The organism is Mesorhizobium sp. B3-1-7 (genome assembly GCF_006439385.1).
In the GTDB taxonomy this organism is placed as follows: domain Bacteria; phylum Pseudomonadota; class Alphaproteobacteria; order Rhizobiales; family Rhizobiaceae; genus Mesorhizobium.
Genome location: NZ_VFTL01000041.1, coordinates 16,593 through 30,372 on the forward strand (window position 1 = coordinate 16,593; position 13,780 = coordinate 30,372).

17 protein-coding genes and 1 pseudogene are annotated in these 13,780 nt (G+C 60.3%); 13 read left to right on the forward strand and 5 right to left on the reverse strand.

Annotation, left to right across the window (positions count from 1 at the left end; all coding sequences use genetic code 11):
* Positions 1-141 precede the first annotated feature (141 nt).
* The gene (locus tag FJ417_RS27650) at positions 142-1,095 is read left to right on the forward strand and encodes a helix-turn-helix domain-containing protein (protein WP_181183313.1); all 954 of its coding nucleotides are present in this window, start codon (positions 142-144) and stop codon (positions 1,093-1,095) included.
* Here FJ417_RS27650 and FJ417_RS27655 read toward each other — a convergent pair.
* The gene (locus tag FJ417_RS27655) at positions 1,047-2,822 is read right to left on the reverse strand and encodes a GMC family oxidoreductase N-terminal domain-containing protein (protein ID WP_140785652.1); all 1,776 of its coding nucleotides are present in this window, start codon (positions 2,820-2,822) and stop codon (positions 1,047-1,049) included. The two genes, FJ417_RS27650 and FJ417_RS27655, sit on opposite strands and share 49 nt — an antisense overlap.
* A 130-nt stretch (positions 2,823-2,952) precedes the next feature.
* Positions 2,953-3,303: a DUF1127 domain-containing protein gene (locus FJ417_RS27660; RefSeq protein ID WP_210240672.1), complete on the reverse strand. Its 351-nt coding sequence runs from the start codon at positions 3,301-3,303 to the stop codon at positions 2,953-2,955.
* A 318-nt stretch (positions 3,304-3,621) separates the two neighbouring features.
* Between FJ417_RS27660 and FJ417_RS27665 the strand changes: the two genes are divergently transcribed.
* Together FJ417_RS27665 and FJ417_RS27670 are read left to right on the forward strand one after the other, a co-directional pair.
* On the forward strand, positions 3,622-4,581 hold the full coding sequence (locus FJ417_RS27665; protein ID WP_140785617.1) for a helix-turn-helix domain-containing protein: 960 nt from the start codon (positions 3,622-3,624) through the stop codon (positions 4,579-4,581).
* Positions 4,582-4,761: 180 nt separating this feature from the next.
* Entirely contained in the window at positions 4,762-5,043 is a 282-nt protein-coding gene (locus FJ417_RS27670) for a hypothetical protein (protein WP_140785618.1), read from the forward strand.
* A gap of 495 nt (positions 5,044-5,538) precedes the next feature.
* Here FJ417_RS27670 and FJ417_RS33685 read toward each other — a convergent pair whose 3' ends face one another.
* The gene (locus tag FJ417_RS33685) at positions 5,539-5,703 is read right to left on the reverse strand and encodes a hypothetical protein (RefSeq protein WP_246687569.1); all 165 of its coding nucleotides are present in this window, start codon (positions 5,701-5,703) and stop codon (positions 5,539-5,541) included.
* Here FJ417_RS33685 and FJ417_RS33690 point away from each other — a divergent pair.
* The 10 genes and pseudogenes from FJ417_RS33690 to FJ417_RS27725 form a co-directional block, all read left to right on the forward strand.
* Positions 5,647-5,868 (forward strand): BA14K family protein, encoded by a 222-nt coding sequence (locus tag FJ417_RS33690; RefSeq protein ID WP_246687566.1) that lies wholly within the window; start codon positions 5,647-5,649, stop codon positions 5,866-5,868. The genes FJ417_RS33685 and FJ417_RS33690 overlap by 57 nt on opposite strands.
* Positions 5,869-6,041: 173 nt before the next feature.
* A complete protein-coding gene (locus tag FJ417_RS27680) occupies positions 6,042-6,548 on the forward strand; it encodes a DUF3455 domain-containing protein (protein WP_140785620.1) in 507 nt (168 codons plus the stop codon).
* Between the two features lie 176 nt (positions 6,549-6,724).
* Positions 6,725-7,387 carry a CatB-related O-acetyltransferase gene (locus FJ417_RS27685; RefSeq protein WP_140785621.1) on the forward strand — a complete coding sequence of 221 codons (663 nt, stop codon included), beginning with the start codon at positions 6,725-6,727 and terminating at the stop codon, positions 7,385-7,387.
* A 43-nt stretch (positions 7,388-7,430) separates the two neighbouring features.
* The gene (locus tag FJ417_RS27690; protein WP_181183314.1) at positions 7,431-8,999 is read left to right on the forward strand and encodes a class I adenylate-forming enzyme family protein; all 1,569 of its coding nucleotides are present in this window, start codon (positions 7,431-7,433) and stop codon (positions 8,997-8,999) included.
* Positions 9,000-9,079: 80 nt separating this feature from the next.
* Positions 9,080-9,646, forward strand: coding sequence for an FAD-dependent monooxygenase (locus FJ417_RS27695; RefSeq protein WP_140785623.1), 567 nt, complete (start codon positions 9,080-9,082; stop codon positions 9,644-9,646).
* Positions 9,570-10,451, forward strand: coding sequence for an FAD-dependent monooxygenase (locus tag FJ417_RS27700; RefSeq protein WP_181183315.1), 882 nt, complete (start codon positions 9,570-9,572; stop codon positions 10,449-10,451). Before FJ417_RS27695 ends, FJ417_RS27700 begins: the two co-directional genes overlap by 77 nt.
* 5 nt (positions 10,452-10,456) lie before the next feature.
* Positions 10,457-10,717 (forward strand): SRPBCC domain-containing protein, encoded by a 261-nt coding sequence (locus FJ417_RS33970; protein WP_348639953.1) that lies wholly within the window; start codon positions 10,457-10,459, stop codon positions 10,715-10,717.
* Positions 10,609-11,994 (forward strand): 2-dehydropantoate 2-reductase, encoded by a 1,386-nt coding sequence (locus tag FJ417_RS27710; protein WP_348639954.1) that lies wholly within the window; start codon positions 10,609-10,611, stop codon positions 11,992-11,994. The genes FJ417_RS33970 and FJ417_RS27710 overlap by 109 nt, the downstream gene beginning before the upstream one ends.
* Positions 11,995-12,069: 75 nt before the next feature.
* Positions 12,070-12,393 carry a chorismate mutase gene (locus tag FJ417_RS27715; RefSeq protein WP_140785625.1) on the forward strand — a complete coding sequence of 108 codons (324 nt, stop codon included), beginning with the start codon at positions 12,070-12,072 and terminating at the stop codon, positions 12,391-12,393.
* Between the two features lie 491 nt (positions 12,394-12,884).
* Positions 12,885-13,098, forward strand: a pseudogene (locus FJ417_RS27725) (SOS response-associated peptidase family protein); the annotation flags it as partial.
* A 2-nt stretch (positions 13,099-13,100) separates the two neighbouring features.
* Here the strand turns inward: FJ417_RS27725 and FJ417_RS27730 are convergent.
* Positions 13,101-13,325, reverse strand: coding sequence for a hypothetical protein (locus FJ417_RS27730; RefSeq protein WP_140785627.1), 225 nt, complete (start codon positions 13,323-13,325; stop codon positions 13,101-13,103).
* Between the two features lie 207 nt (positions 13,326-13,532).
* Positions 13,533-13,676 (reverse strand): hypothetical protein, encoded by a 144-nt coding sequence (locus tag FJ417_RS33265; protein ID WP_181183317.1) that lies wholly within the window; start codon positions 13,674-13,676, stop codon positions 13,533-13,535.
* Positions 13,677-13,780: the final 104 nt, after the last annotated feature.

Consider the following 13,780-nt stretch of genomic DNA (forward strand, 5'->3'; position numbering starts at 1 on the left):
GGCCGGAACCGTTCGCGTAGGCCGAGAGATCGCTGAGCTTCGCTCACTGTTCATCACGCCTCTGCGATTTTGACGGTACAGATCGCAGAAAGACCGGCTGCGAGTCGTTCATGCAGAGAAACCACAAAAATGGAGCCAAAGATGTTTCAAAGCGACGATGCTATCTCAGCGCCACAATTGGATTTCGAGGCCTGGAGAGATCTGCTCCGCACAAAGTCTGGACGGTATTACTCGGAAGGTATCGAACCCGATAAGTTTGCTGGCTGGGTTCGCCCTGTCACCGTCCGAGGGTTCACCGCACTAGATATTGGTTCTAATGCTCCACGGGTTGAACGGACCTACCGAGATGCTCGCCTCGATGGCGCAGACCATTACTTCGCTCACTTTCAGGCCAATGGAGAGTTGGCGATGCTCCACAACGATCAGGCTGTACGGTTCGCTCAAGGCGACGTCGCGCTCGTCGATGGGTCTCGGCCAGTGACATACTGCGCTGACGGACCAAGTAATATCGTCACCCTTGCCCTGCCGCGTCAGGCGTTGGTTTCATATCTAGGTTTTGAGCCGGAGGGTGGCCTTTTCAGACAGGGCGGAACGTCTGCCGGGCGTCTGCTCTTCGATCTCATTCGCGAAGCCGATCATGCCGAAGGATCGGCCTCGTCGCCGGCCGAGTCCTACATGCAGTTGGTAGTCTATGACCTCGTCGGCGCACTGTTTGCCCCATCCGACCCATGGTTCGGCTCACGCCATTCGGAAACTTTGTTCCGGCGGATCTGCGGCATCATCAAGGACGGCGCCGCCGACCCGGATTTCGGTCCCAACGAGGTAGCGGCCGAAGCGGGGATTTCTCTGCGCTATCTCCAGAAGTTGTTCACGGAGCGTGGCTCGACCTGCAGCGACTGCATATTTTCGGTTCGTTTGGATCAAGCCGCGCGCCTCGTACAGCGCCGGGCGTCACTAAGCACGAAACAACCTCTCAGCGAGATCGCCTATAGCTGCGGCTTTCGCGACTATACGCATTTCGCCCGAAAATTTCGTGATCGCTTCGGTCACCCGCCAGGCGCCCATTCGACAGAACTCGATGTCACCGACAGCTGAGCGGGGCGCAGGGAATCAAGATCAGGCGTCGTGGGCTCACGACGCCTGATCTCAGGAGCCTTCCTTGCGCGGAAAGCCCTAAGCCGGGATTTGGCGTGCCCGTTCTCTTCCCCGAGTTTCGCTGCGCTCTTGATGAACGACGCGGCCTTCTCGCCGATGATCACGCAGGGCGCCATGGTGTTGCCAGTGGTCACTCGCGGCAGGATCGAGCCATCGGCGATGCGCAGATTGTCGATGCCATAGACCTTGAGACGACCGTCCACGACGGACATCTCATCGCGCCCCATCTTCGCCGTGCAGGTCTGGTGATGGACCGTCGAGGCGGCATCTCGAGCAAAGCTTTCGAGCGCGCTTCCCGTCAGATTGCCAGGCATGACCTCGCGCTTCACGAACGGCCTTATGGCGGAGGAGTTGCCGATCTCGCGGCAAAGCTCCACTCCGCGGGTCAGCGCCTTCATGTCGGCGGGATCGGAAAGCGTGTCGGCCGCGATCTCGATGGGATCGGACGGCTTTGGCCCGGTGATCCGCAATCTGCCGCGGCTGCCAGGGCGTGCAAGGCTGGCCAGCAGCGTCCAGGAGCCCGGAGGCGGCGCGAAATGGGCGACTTCGGGAGTCGAGAAGGGAAACTCCCCCATGAGCCCCTGCACATCCGGGGTAGCGAGCGAGGAATCGCTTTTCCAGAAGAAGGTTGCCTCTCCGCCGCTGTTGCGAAGCGGGAGCGGCGTCTGATATTCGAAAACGCAGGGGACTGCGATGTGGTCCTGAAAATTGCGTCCCACGCCCGGAAGATGCTGCACCACCTCGATGCCGGCCGCGCTCAACTCGCGCCCATCGCCGATACCCGATTGCATCAGTACCTTGGGCGTGTTGATGGCGCCGAGCGAAAGAACTGTCTCGCAGCGTGCCTTGATCCGATGGATAACACCCTTGTGGACAAACGTCACCCCGACGGCGCTTTTACCCTCCAGGATGACGCGCGTCACCAGGGCGCCGGTGAGGACGGTCAGGTTCGGCCGATCCATATAGGGATAGGTATAGGTGCGAAAGACCGATTGACGCCGGCCGTCGCGGATGCGCAGATTGAACAAGGCGGCACCGCCTTTGCCTTCCATCATCTGGCCGTTGTGATCGTCGAAGGTCGGAATGCCGACGGTTCGGGCGGCATCGACCACGGCAGGTGCTACAGGATGCGGATCGCGCGCCGGCTCGATATAAACGAGACCACCCTTGCCGCGCCGCAGGGGATCTGGCGCCCCTTGCCAGTCCTCAATGCTACGAAAGATGCCGAGAACGGCCTCATAGCCCCAACCCGGATCGCCAGCCTCCTTCGCGAAAAAGTCCCAGTCGTGTTGATGTCCGCGCGCCCAATTGGTGACATTGATGCTCGAGCCGCCGCCCAGCAGCTTGCCCATGGAGAGCGGCAGCCGACGACCGTTGAGCGAAGGATTGGGCAGGGCCTCAAAACCCCAATCGCGTTCCGTGCCGAGATTGGCCGGCCATTGTCCCGGGTCCCAAACGCTTTGGACGTCATCGGTCCCGCCGGCCTCGAGCAGCAGCACCGAAGCGTCGCCGGTCTCTGCCAGGCGCCGCGCCACCACCGAACCCGATGATCCCGATCCGCAGACGATGAAATCGTAGGATTGTCGGATATCCGAAGCGAGTTGGCGCTGGTTGGCATGGATGCGAACATCGAGCTCGGATGTTCCCACGGTTATTCTCGATGTCATACTGGATCTCCGTGTGTGTGTGGGTATTCTTGAGGATGGGGGGCGAGCTTCGCCGTCGGCCAGGTCGGGGCCGTCGTCCAGGTCGGGCCGAAATTTCGAATGAAGATGAGTCCGACCGCGCACTATTTGGTTAGCTGCGCTCCGGCAGGCGGCCGTGCTGAACGGCTGCGTAAAGGACCTCTCCGCGACTTAGGCCGATGTCCGCGAGCAGGCGGTCGTCCAATTGCATCAGTTTAATGATGTCGCGACGAACCCGACGCCGATGCCTGAGCCAAGCCATCAAATTCTTGGCGGATTTCACCAGACCCGTGCCGCGGGAGGGAAAATCGGCAGCCGTCGAACCGGTGTGACCCGCCTTAGGCTGCACGCTTCCGTCAAGCATTCGTCGTCCATCATCCCTGTAAGGCAGCGGGGCAATGCGCCGGACGGCTGGCTTTGAAAAATTCAGAACTTCGACATTCAGGATGTTGTCGTCGGCCATGTGTTTTCCCTTTCAACGCTGTTGAATTGAGGGAGCGAGGCTTAAGGTGGTGGCGGGTAAATGTCGTGGGCCTGAAGCGCACAGGAGTCGGTACCGGCGCGCACCTCGTTGCCCTGCGCCCGGCAATGCCTGCGTGTGGGTTTTTCGCTGAACGCGATTGCCTCGAGCATACCCGTGAGGCAGGCGACATTCGCGACGGCCGAGACTCATTGAGCTTCGGGTCACAATTCATCACGTCTCCGACATTTGGCCGGCTGCTACGGCAGAACGGCCTTAGCTAAGGCGTTGCGCAGCAGAGAGCCGCCAGATGGAGCCGATATGTTTCAAAGCGACGACTTTTCCGGGACGCTACAATCGAATTTCGAGGAGTGGAGAGATACGCTTCGCACGAAGTGCGGCCGATATTACTCGGAAGGTGTCGAACCTAACCATTTCTCGGGTTGGGTGCGTCCCGTCAGCGTCCGTGGTCTTACCACACTAGACATTGGTTCCAATGCGCCAAGGGTTGAACGGACCAATCGGGATGTTCGGCGCGATAGCGCAGATCACTACTTCACGCTCTTTGCTGCCAGTGGCCAGTTGGCGATGGTCCACAACGATCAAGCCGTGCGGCTGGCTGCAGGCGATGTTGCGCTCGTCGATTCAGCCCGGCCTGTGACATACAGCGCCGACGACGGCGAACCATGGAATACTGTCGCTCTCAGCTTGCCGCGCCAGTCGCTTGTGTCCCATCTTGGGTTCGAGCCACAGGGCGGGTTTTACCGGCCCAGTGGAACGACTGCCGGGCGTCTGCTCTTCAATCTCATTCGAGCGGCCGATGCAGACGAAGAATCGACCTCGTCGCCGGCCGATTCTTACATGCAGCTGGCAGTCTATGATCTCGTTGGTGCACTCTTCGCGCCGCCTGACCCATACCTCGGTTCGCGTCAGTCGGACACGCTGTTCAGGCGCATTTGCGATATCATCAAGAACGGCTTCGCCGATCCGGATTTTGGTCCTAACGAGGTTGCGGCGGAAGCCAGGATCTCGCTACGCTATCTGCAGAAGCTCTTCACGGAGCGCGGCTCGACCTGCAGTGAATTCGTATTCTCGCTGCGCTTGGATCATGCCGCGCGTCTCGTGCAACGCCGGGCGTCACTGAGGACAAACCAGCCTCTCAGTGAGATCGCCTATAGCTGCGGCTTTCGCGACTATACGCATTTCGCACGAAAATTTCGCCACCGCTTCGGTCACGCGCCAGGCGCGCATTTAGAAGAAGTTTATCGCAGCGGCGAATGATCAGTGCGTGCTCGGACTAGTGAAAGTGCGTCGTCAACTCACGACGTCCAGCCTGCCGCGAACTAAATTCCCTCATTCGTGTGATCCAGCGCGGGGAGGACGGGACGGTCCCGTCTGACGAGGCGCGCCGAGGACCGGGAGGAGACCGGTCGGGAGGCCTGAACCTCGAAGGAGTATGTAATGAGAAACGCAACGGCTATCTTCACGACAATCGCGTTGGGCACCGTGCTGGTGATCGGCTCGGCGACGGCGTCGATGGCTCGCGGCGGCGTGGGCGGCCATGGTCATGGCGGAATGGGTCCTGGCGCCGATGGCAATGGCCATGGCGGCAGCGGCAATTCAATTGTCATGAGCAATGGCGCCGATGACGGCATGAGTATGGCCCGCAATCATGACTCCGGTCGCGAATATCACCGTCGCTCGGATGGTTTTGATCCGTTCTGGCTGTTTAGCCGGTATTGACCGAAACGACGCCGTCATCCGGTGCAAGATCGTATCGCTCTCTCACCCTTGGTAGCGATACATATCTTGGTCGGCCTGGGCTCGCTACTGCTGGTCATGATCCATTTCTTCAATCCGGTCTCTGCACGCCCAGGGACCGGATTGGTGCGCGAAGGCTAAGCATTAATGTGGCCGAGACGGCGGCGCGCTCGTGCCGGGCTCCACCGACGCCTGGTTCGGAATATCGAAAGCGAGAAGTGGCTTTCAAATAGTTCGCGTTCGGACCTGCGAAAGTGCGTTGTCGGCTCACGACGTCTAGCCTGCGGCGATCTAGCTTCTCTCATTCGTGTGATCCAGCGCGGCGAGGACGGCCTGTCCGTTCGACTAAGCGGGCCCGAACCGGGCGGAGACCGGTCGGAAGGTCTAACTTCGAAGGAGTGTGTTATGAGAAACTCAACAGCAATCTTTACGGTAATCGCATTGGGCTCGGTGCTGGCCATCGGCTCAGCGACGGCGTCAATGGCTCGCGGTGGCATGGGTGACGGCCATGGCGGTCATGGCGGTGATCGCGCCGGCGGCAACGATCCGATCGTTACGGGCAATGGCGCCGATCACGGCAGGGGCATGGCCGGCCATGATGGCTCCGGCCGCCGGCACCACTTTCATGGTTTCCGCGGACATGACGGCTCTGACGCGTTTTTTGGCCTTGGTCCTTTCCGGGGACCCGGCAGCTACCAGGCGTATGACGACAGCACCTCCGCCTACTGCGAGAGGCTGTATCGTTCCTATGACCCTGCCACCGGTACATATCTTGGGCGGCATGGAATCCGTCACGCCTGCTCGTGACCCACTCGCTCAGTCCCTTCGATCCGGTCTCTGCAAAACGCTGGGCCGGATTGGAGCGCGAAAGGCCTGTGGACGTGATGGCAGAGAAGGCGACGCAATCGTGCCGGGCCCCGCCGACCACGAGTATCCCGCTGCAATATTGAAAAGCGATCCTTCAAGAAAGTAGGCTTCCCATGTCGACGGTTATCGAGTCCATTCTCGGCCGCACTGTTGCTGTTCTTGCGCTCTTAACGGTTTCAGCGGTCGCTCAAGGCATTCCCGCCAAGCTCGAGCCTCCACAGGGAAGCACACTGGTCGGCAAATATGCGGCCAAGGGCGTTCAGATATATGTCTGCAGCCACGACGGATCCGCAAACGAATGGGCCTTCAAATCTCCTGAGGCCGAACTTGTCGATGCACATGGCAAGCCGTTCGCCAAGCATTATGCCGGTCCGACCTGGGAAGCCAACGACGGCTCGAAGATCGCCGGCAAGGTATTGGCAAGCGAAACCGCTCCGAAAGCGGGCGCAGTTGCCTGGCTGCTGTTGTCGACCCAATCCCCAGCCTCGGGGACATTTGCCGGCGTGCGTTTTGTCCAACGGGTCAACACCTCTGGCGGAGCCGGGCCGACCGGCGCATGTCGGACCGTCGGAACAGAGCAGCGCGTCGACTACACAGCCGACTATATTTTTTACAAGTAACCCGGCGCCCAAGTGTCCGTCTAACAGACTTTGATCCTGGTAGCGTTCGGGTGGTGCGCGTCAATACCGGCGAATGTGCGCCACCGGCTCACGACATCCAACCTGACGGACGCGAAGCTCGCGCAGTTGCGGCGACGCTACAGCACCCGATCACCGTCGACAAAAGGAGCAACAAAATGCCGCCTGATCCCACCCACATCGTCATCCCAGGTATGATCGACGGCCAGGAGCGCAACACGGTGTTCCTGAAGCCCCTCGTCACCTCGCCGAAGATCGAGGTCGGCGAGTACACCTACTACAATCACGCCGATGACGCGACCGCGTTCGAGACCCGCAACGTGCTCTACACGGCGGGGCCAGAGCGGCTGATCATCGGACGCTTCTGTGCGATTGCGAGCGGCGCCCGCTTTCTGCTGTCGGCGGCCAACCACCCGATCCTCGGTTCGACCACGTACCCTTTCTTCGTCTTCGGGGGCGACTGGCTCGAACTCACCGCCGACCTGCTGCCCAGGATCGCGAGCCGCGGCGACACGGTGATCGGCAACGACGTCTGGATCGGGCGCGACGCGGTGATCATGCCCGGCGTGACCGTCGGTGATGGGGCGATCATCGGAGCCGGGGCGGTCGTCGCCTCCGATGTGCCGCCATACGCGACGGTTGGAGGCAACCCCGCACGGCTGATCCGCCGTCGCTACTCCGACGACGACATCGAGCGGCTGCTGCGGATCGCGTGGTGGAACTGGCCGATCGAGCTGATCACCGAGCACGTCCGCACGATCTGGGCCGGCACGCCGGTCGAGCTCGAACACGTGGCCGACCGCGCCGGCCTCATCGCATAGCGCTGAGGCACAAACCTGCGTTCGCGTATCACAGGAGATGTTTATGACACTGATCCAGACATTGTATGATCGAGCTGCAAGAAATCAAAACGACACGGCGTTCATCGCCGCCGGCGACCAATGGACCTTGGGCCGGTTTGCGGGAGAAGTGCGTCGCGTGGCGCACGGGTTGGCTGCACGCGGCGTTCAGAAGGGTGATCGCGTTGCGCTCCATCTGCCGAATTGTCCCGAATTGGCCGTGGCGGTTTATGCCTGCTTGCACCTTGGAGCCATCGCCGCCCCGCTGAACAACAGGTTCAAGGCTCCCGAGCTCAACGCCATGCTGCAGCGTTTGCAGCCGACACTTTATGTCGGGCACGCCGATCTCTACGGCGAGGTTCGGACTCTGAGTTCATCAATAGTCCCGCCGGAGCGGTGTTTTATCACCGACAGCCGAGGTGACGATGGCGGCGTACATCAATGGGCAGAGCTGCGGATGGATCTGTTCTGGCGCGTTCCGGTGTCAATTCCAGTGTCTTCCGACATTGACGCGCCTGCTCTGCTGCTCGCGACTTCAGGGACGACCGGCATCCCCAAATTCGTCATCCATACCCTCTCGACGCTGGCGGCAACTGCCGAGAATACCAAGTATGTCGGGGTCGACGGCAGCCGTACCGCGATCATTGCCTGTCCCATGGTACATGCCGGCGGGCTTTTCTCCTTCATCGGATGCATGCATCACGGCGCTCAAATGGTGTTGTTCGAGCGTTTCGATCCTGACGCGGTGTTGGATGCCATCGAGCAGTACCGATGCGGTTGGATGCTCGGACTGACGTTCATGTGGACAGCTACGCTGGAAGCTCAGCGGCTGCGCAGGCGGAATGTCGAAACCTTGCGTTTCTGTGCATCCGCCGGCGACGTTTGTCGACCGCAGTTGCAGCTGGAGTTCGATGTCGAGTTCGGCCTGCCGCTTTATTCGATTTGGGGAGCAAGTGAGGCGGTTGGCACCCTTACCTACGGGTTGCAGCCGGGGCCGATCAGCCGAATTGCTCCGGGCGCTCAAGTGCGCCTGGTCGATGATGCCGGGGCAACCGTGCCGCGGGGCGAAGTTGGTGAAGTGCTGCTGCGCGGACCCAATGTCAGCGTTGGCTATTGGAATGGTCCGGACGCGATCGAAGGTGCGCCGAACGAAGGCTGGTATCAGACCGGCGATTTGATGCGCCAGGATGAAGAGGGCAATCTGTGGTTCATGGGTCGAAAGAAAGACATCATTGTCCGCGGCGGATCAAACATTTCACCGGTCGAGGTCGAGGCTGTGCTGGCCAGCCACCCCGCGGTCCGGGATGCCGCCGTCGCCGGAATTCCAGACGATATTCTTGGACAACGCGTCGTCGGCTTCGTGCATTTGGAGCACGACTTCCGCCCGGGAATCGAGAATGACATCCTCGACGCGGCGAGCACACAGCTCGCGGACTACAAGATGCCGGAGCGCCTGCAGGTGGTCCCGTCGATTCCGCGCAATGGCCTTGGCAAGACCGATCGGAAGGCATTGCTGGCACTGACGGCTGATGCAGGCCAAGGTCTCGGGGGCAGGGATGAATGCCAGCACAGTCTCGTGGCCGCGTCGAACTGACTCCCGAAAATTGTTGATCACACAATTTCGATGCCGTCTTCGGAGGGCTGGTCGTCGCGGCAAACAGGAAGGCAAGCACGATGAACCCCGAAAAAACCGTCAATGAACTTTCGAACGGTCATGAGCGTGAGGATGAGCGGACAGAGGTTACGCCAGGAAAACGCGTTGTCACCCGCACGTCTTCACATGAGGAGCCCCGTCCACATCCCTTGAAGGCGATCATCATCGGTGCGGGTATTGGAGGATTAACCACCGCGCTTTTTCTGAACAAGCACGGCATCGACTGCGAGGTGTTCGAGCAGGCGGCGGCGATCCAGGAATTGGGTGTGGGCATCAATTTGATGCCTCAGGCAATCGCATCTTTCGATGAGATCGGCCTGCTTGCGGTGCTGGAGCAGTCTGGCATTGCACCAGACCGCCTCTTCTATCGCACGGCTCAGGGACTTACTGTGTGGGACGAGCCGCGCGGACGGCGCGCGGGCCTGCCGTATCCGCAAATCTCGATCCACCGCGGCCGACTGCAGCGCCTGCTTCATGACGCCTTCGAAGCACGAGCCCCCGGTCGCGTTCATGTCGATCGCACCTTTGCGTCCTGGTACGAAAACGGATGGCCAAGTCCAAGCGCAATTTGTTTCCGCATCGGGTGAACGGTTCGCCGTGAAAGGCGATGTTCTGATCGGTGGTGACGGCATCCATTCCCAGCTTCGCCGAATCCTGTTCCCCGACGAGGGCATGCCACGCTGGAGCGGGCGCCTGATGTGGCGCGGCACGGCGAACTGGTCAAAATTCGGCGACGGCAAACATTTCGTGATAGCGGGATCGAATGACTCACGCCTTGTGCTGTGTCCGATAGCTGCCGGCGAGACCGATGACACATTGCTTACAAACTGGGTTTTGGTTCATCGGGCGGCGGAAGACGGCAGCCCATTGAATCGGCGTCAAGAATGGCAAGGCCGGGCTGATCGCGCGCGCTGCCTAAAAATGCTTGAGACCTTCGTCGTCCCCGATCTCGACGTCCACGCGCTCGCCTCGGCCACGGAGAATATCTGGGAATATGCCATGTGCGATCGCAATCCCTTGTCTCGATGGAGCTTTGGTCGCGTGACGCTGATGGGCGACGCCGCCCATCCGATGTATCCCTATGGCGGTAGCGGTGCGGCGCAAGCGATCCTCGATGCGAAATCGCTTGCCGTGCAGCTTGTAAGAGCCAATGGCGACATGGCTGGGGCACTCGATGCGTACGAGCAGGAGCGGCGCGACAAGGCTAACTCTGTCGTCATGAGCAATCGCCAGGGTGGTCCGGAACGCGTGATCGATTTTGTTGTGTCGCGGCTTTCGGGATCCAATGCCAATATCGAGGAAGTCGCTTCCTTTGAGGAGCGCAAAGCGATCGTGCACGGATATGCGCAGATTGCTGGTTATGCGGCCGATCAGTTGCGCAGCACTGCCTGATAAGCATGTGCTCGCCTCGGCGGGTTAGTGCGTGCCGGTACCAGCGATTATACGCACACCGCACATGGCCTTCGTCATTTGGCGACCTAACCTCCGCCAGCGGCGAATTCATCGAGATCGAAGCGCCACGCAGGATGGTGCTGACGCGAAAGAGCGAATGGGATCATCCATCGCTCGGGGGCCGGGAAACGAGAATTGGCTATCTTCTGGAACCTGTCTCAACCGGCACGCGCATCACCATATGCCAGGCGGGTTTGCCGGCCTGAAAGAAGCGGCTGACGAGCATGCGGAACGCTGGAAGCGCGTGCTTGGCTGGCTCGATATCCCCACACGAGTTCCGAAAAGCGAGCGGCGGCCCGGCAAGCAGTGCGCGCTCATACCTGTGAAGGTGCGCGGCAGGCTCACGACGCTCATCCGCCGGCGATCTAGCCTCGTTTGCAGCACCCAAATGACAACAGGCGAGATACATCTTATGCCCGCTTCACCCAAAATCTGCATTTTCGGCGCCGGCGCCATAGGCGGGACGATGGCCGCTCTTCTCGCGCGTTGTGGCGCCAGGGTAAGCATGGTAGCACGAGGTCAGACCCTCGCAGCTCTTAAGGGCAGGGAACTCCAGCTTAAGATCGACGGCGAAGTGTTACGGACATCCGTTCGGGTCAGCGACGATCCGTCAGAGCTTGGCGTGCAAGACTATGTGATCGTTGCGGCGAAGGCGCCTTCAATGCCGGATATTGCGCGGCGCATCGGTCCATTGCTTGGATCTGAAACGGCCGTGGTCACGGCGATGAACGGTCTGCCCTGGTGGTTTTTCCTCAACGCCAACGGCGCCCTTGCCGGACATCAATTCGAGGCAATCGATCCAGGTGGCATGATCGCCCAGGCCATCGCCGCACCCAGCGTGATCGGCTGTGCGGTGTATGTTGCGGCCTCCGTCGATGAGCCCGGCATTGTCCGTCATCAAAGCGGCCGCCGGCTCTTTGTCGGTGAGCCGGACAACAGGCTGACACCTCGGTTGAGACGCCTTGCCGACTGGCTCTGCGATGCCGGCTTCGATTGCCGGGAGAGCCTCGATATCCGGCGTGAGATCTGGCTCAAGCTTTGGGCGAACCTCAGCATGAATCCCATCAGCCTGCTGACCACAGCGACATCCGATCGTATCATCGGCGATCCGCTGCTTCACCGGCTTTGTGTCTCGATGATGGAAGAGGCGGCACAAATAGGCACCGCGATCGGCGTGTCGGACAATCCACCCGTCTCGATGATGATCGAAAAGATCCGGACGCTCGGCGCGTTCAAGATGTCGATGTTGCAGGATGTCGAACTTCGCAAGCCGGTCGAGATCGATGCGTTGCTGACGGTTACTCATGACATTGGCCTGGTCGTCGGGGTGCCGACGCCCTTCATCGACGGCGTGCTTGGTCTCGCCCGGCTGCGTGCAAGCACTCTGGGCTTGTTCGACAACGACTCCGCAACGGTCGCTGATTTGCTGCGTTCGCCACAACACAGTCCGACTCAAGGCCGCACAGAGACGCGTGTCGTCTGATGCGGCCTCAATGGTATCGGGTTCACAGCTCAATGCCTTAACCAACACAATCGACAGTACGAAAGTGAGCATGCCATGATCAAAGCAAAGGATATGGACGGCGCGCGCATCGTTCTAGCTGACAGCCGCGCCTCGATCGACAACATCGACGCGGCGCTCATCTATATCCTGGCCGAGCGCTTCCGCTGCACGGCAACGGTTGGTGTGCTGAAGGCGACGCATGGATTGCCGCCAGCCGATCCTGCGCGAGAACAGCAGCAGATCGCCCGTCTGCGCCAGCTGGCAAAGGACGCAAATCTCGACCCAGACTTCGCGGAAAAATTCCTGAACTTCGTCATCCGCGAAGTGATCGGCCACCACGAGATTGCCGCATCGACCGGCAATGCGATAACTGACTGAGAGTCCGTTGCATGTCGACCAAAGGTTCCTCCAGGTCTGGCGATGGCGACGTGCCCAGCACCACGGACTTAGGCGCAGCTGGATTATCGAAATCAAAGTTCGAGCCATCGCGGGCAGGCGATCATCCAAGAAATTCCACGACTACGCCGCTATGCGCGCGCGCTGACACTAGACAGCGACACCGCCGACGATCTCGTGCAAACCGGCCTCCAGCAAGCGCTTTCAAGCCTACAGTTCCGGGCCGCGGCTGAAGCGCCACGCCACTGCCTGTTCGCGATTATGTACCATCAGTTCCTGGATCAGTTGCGCCGCGCTAAACGCCATGAGGAAGCAGTCCAGGCGAGATGGGTAACGACGAGTGGGATCAGCCCCTTGCAGCAGTCCGACCGAGACGCCCCGTCGGAAATGCTTTCAGCACTTCAGCAACTCGCGCCTGAACAGCGCGCAGCGCTTGTGCTCGTCGCGGTTGAAGGCTTTTCCTACGCCGATGTCGTGAGGCGGCCGGCAACAAGCCGCCCACCTTCACTATGTTGACGACCGACCCTGGGCCGGATGTCACGCCGTATCACAATCGGCAGGTGGTCGTTCTTCAGCCTGAGAATTGGAGAGTCTGGCTCGAATCTGTCGAGACCGGAAAGCGAGTTGTTGCGACCCTTGCCGGCGGGATCGTTATCCGTTGAAACGGTACGGCCAGAGCGCGCCTGAGTTCAGTTCCGCAGGATTTCCGGCACACTGAGAGGTCTAATCTCGAAGATCCGCTGATAGACGCCCTTGCGGCGCCAGGCGCCACGTGCTCGGCCATTCTCCCGGTCATGCTTGGGATCGAACATGAACCCGCCGAAGTGCTCAAAGAAGGCCATCGCGGCCGCGCGATCGGCAAAGCAGTGCAGCCGCCATTCTTCCTGCTTGCCATCTTCCCAAATCGCGATCATCGACCGGGTCCGACAGGTCACCCCGCGTTGCTCGAGGAATCGGCGGATCAGGGTGAAGTTATTCCGTGTGCAGATGTCGTCGGGCAGGGCGACCTAGTGCGGCATCTCGCGATCGATGGTCGTTGGCGGCGGAATACTGCGGCTGCGCGCGACCATCAGTGCTGGTTATGATCCGCTTTCACCCGGTAGGCTTCCTTCAGATCGATTTCAGCCCTGGTCGCGGATCGCCTCGGTGAGGGACAACTGCAAATCCAGGTCTTCCGAATAGACGGCCATCACCCAAGACGTCGTCAGCTCCGCAATCGCCTTCTTTTGGCCAATGTCGGACAGGCCGCGCAATTGCTTGGCCATCTTATGAGGGGCGCGATGAATGGCAGGCAGTTCGCGCCTTATATAGCTGCGAAGGTTTCGGGCTTCAGCACATGCCGGAACAACCCGAGAAATGGCCGCGAGGT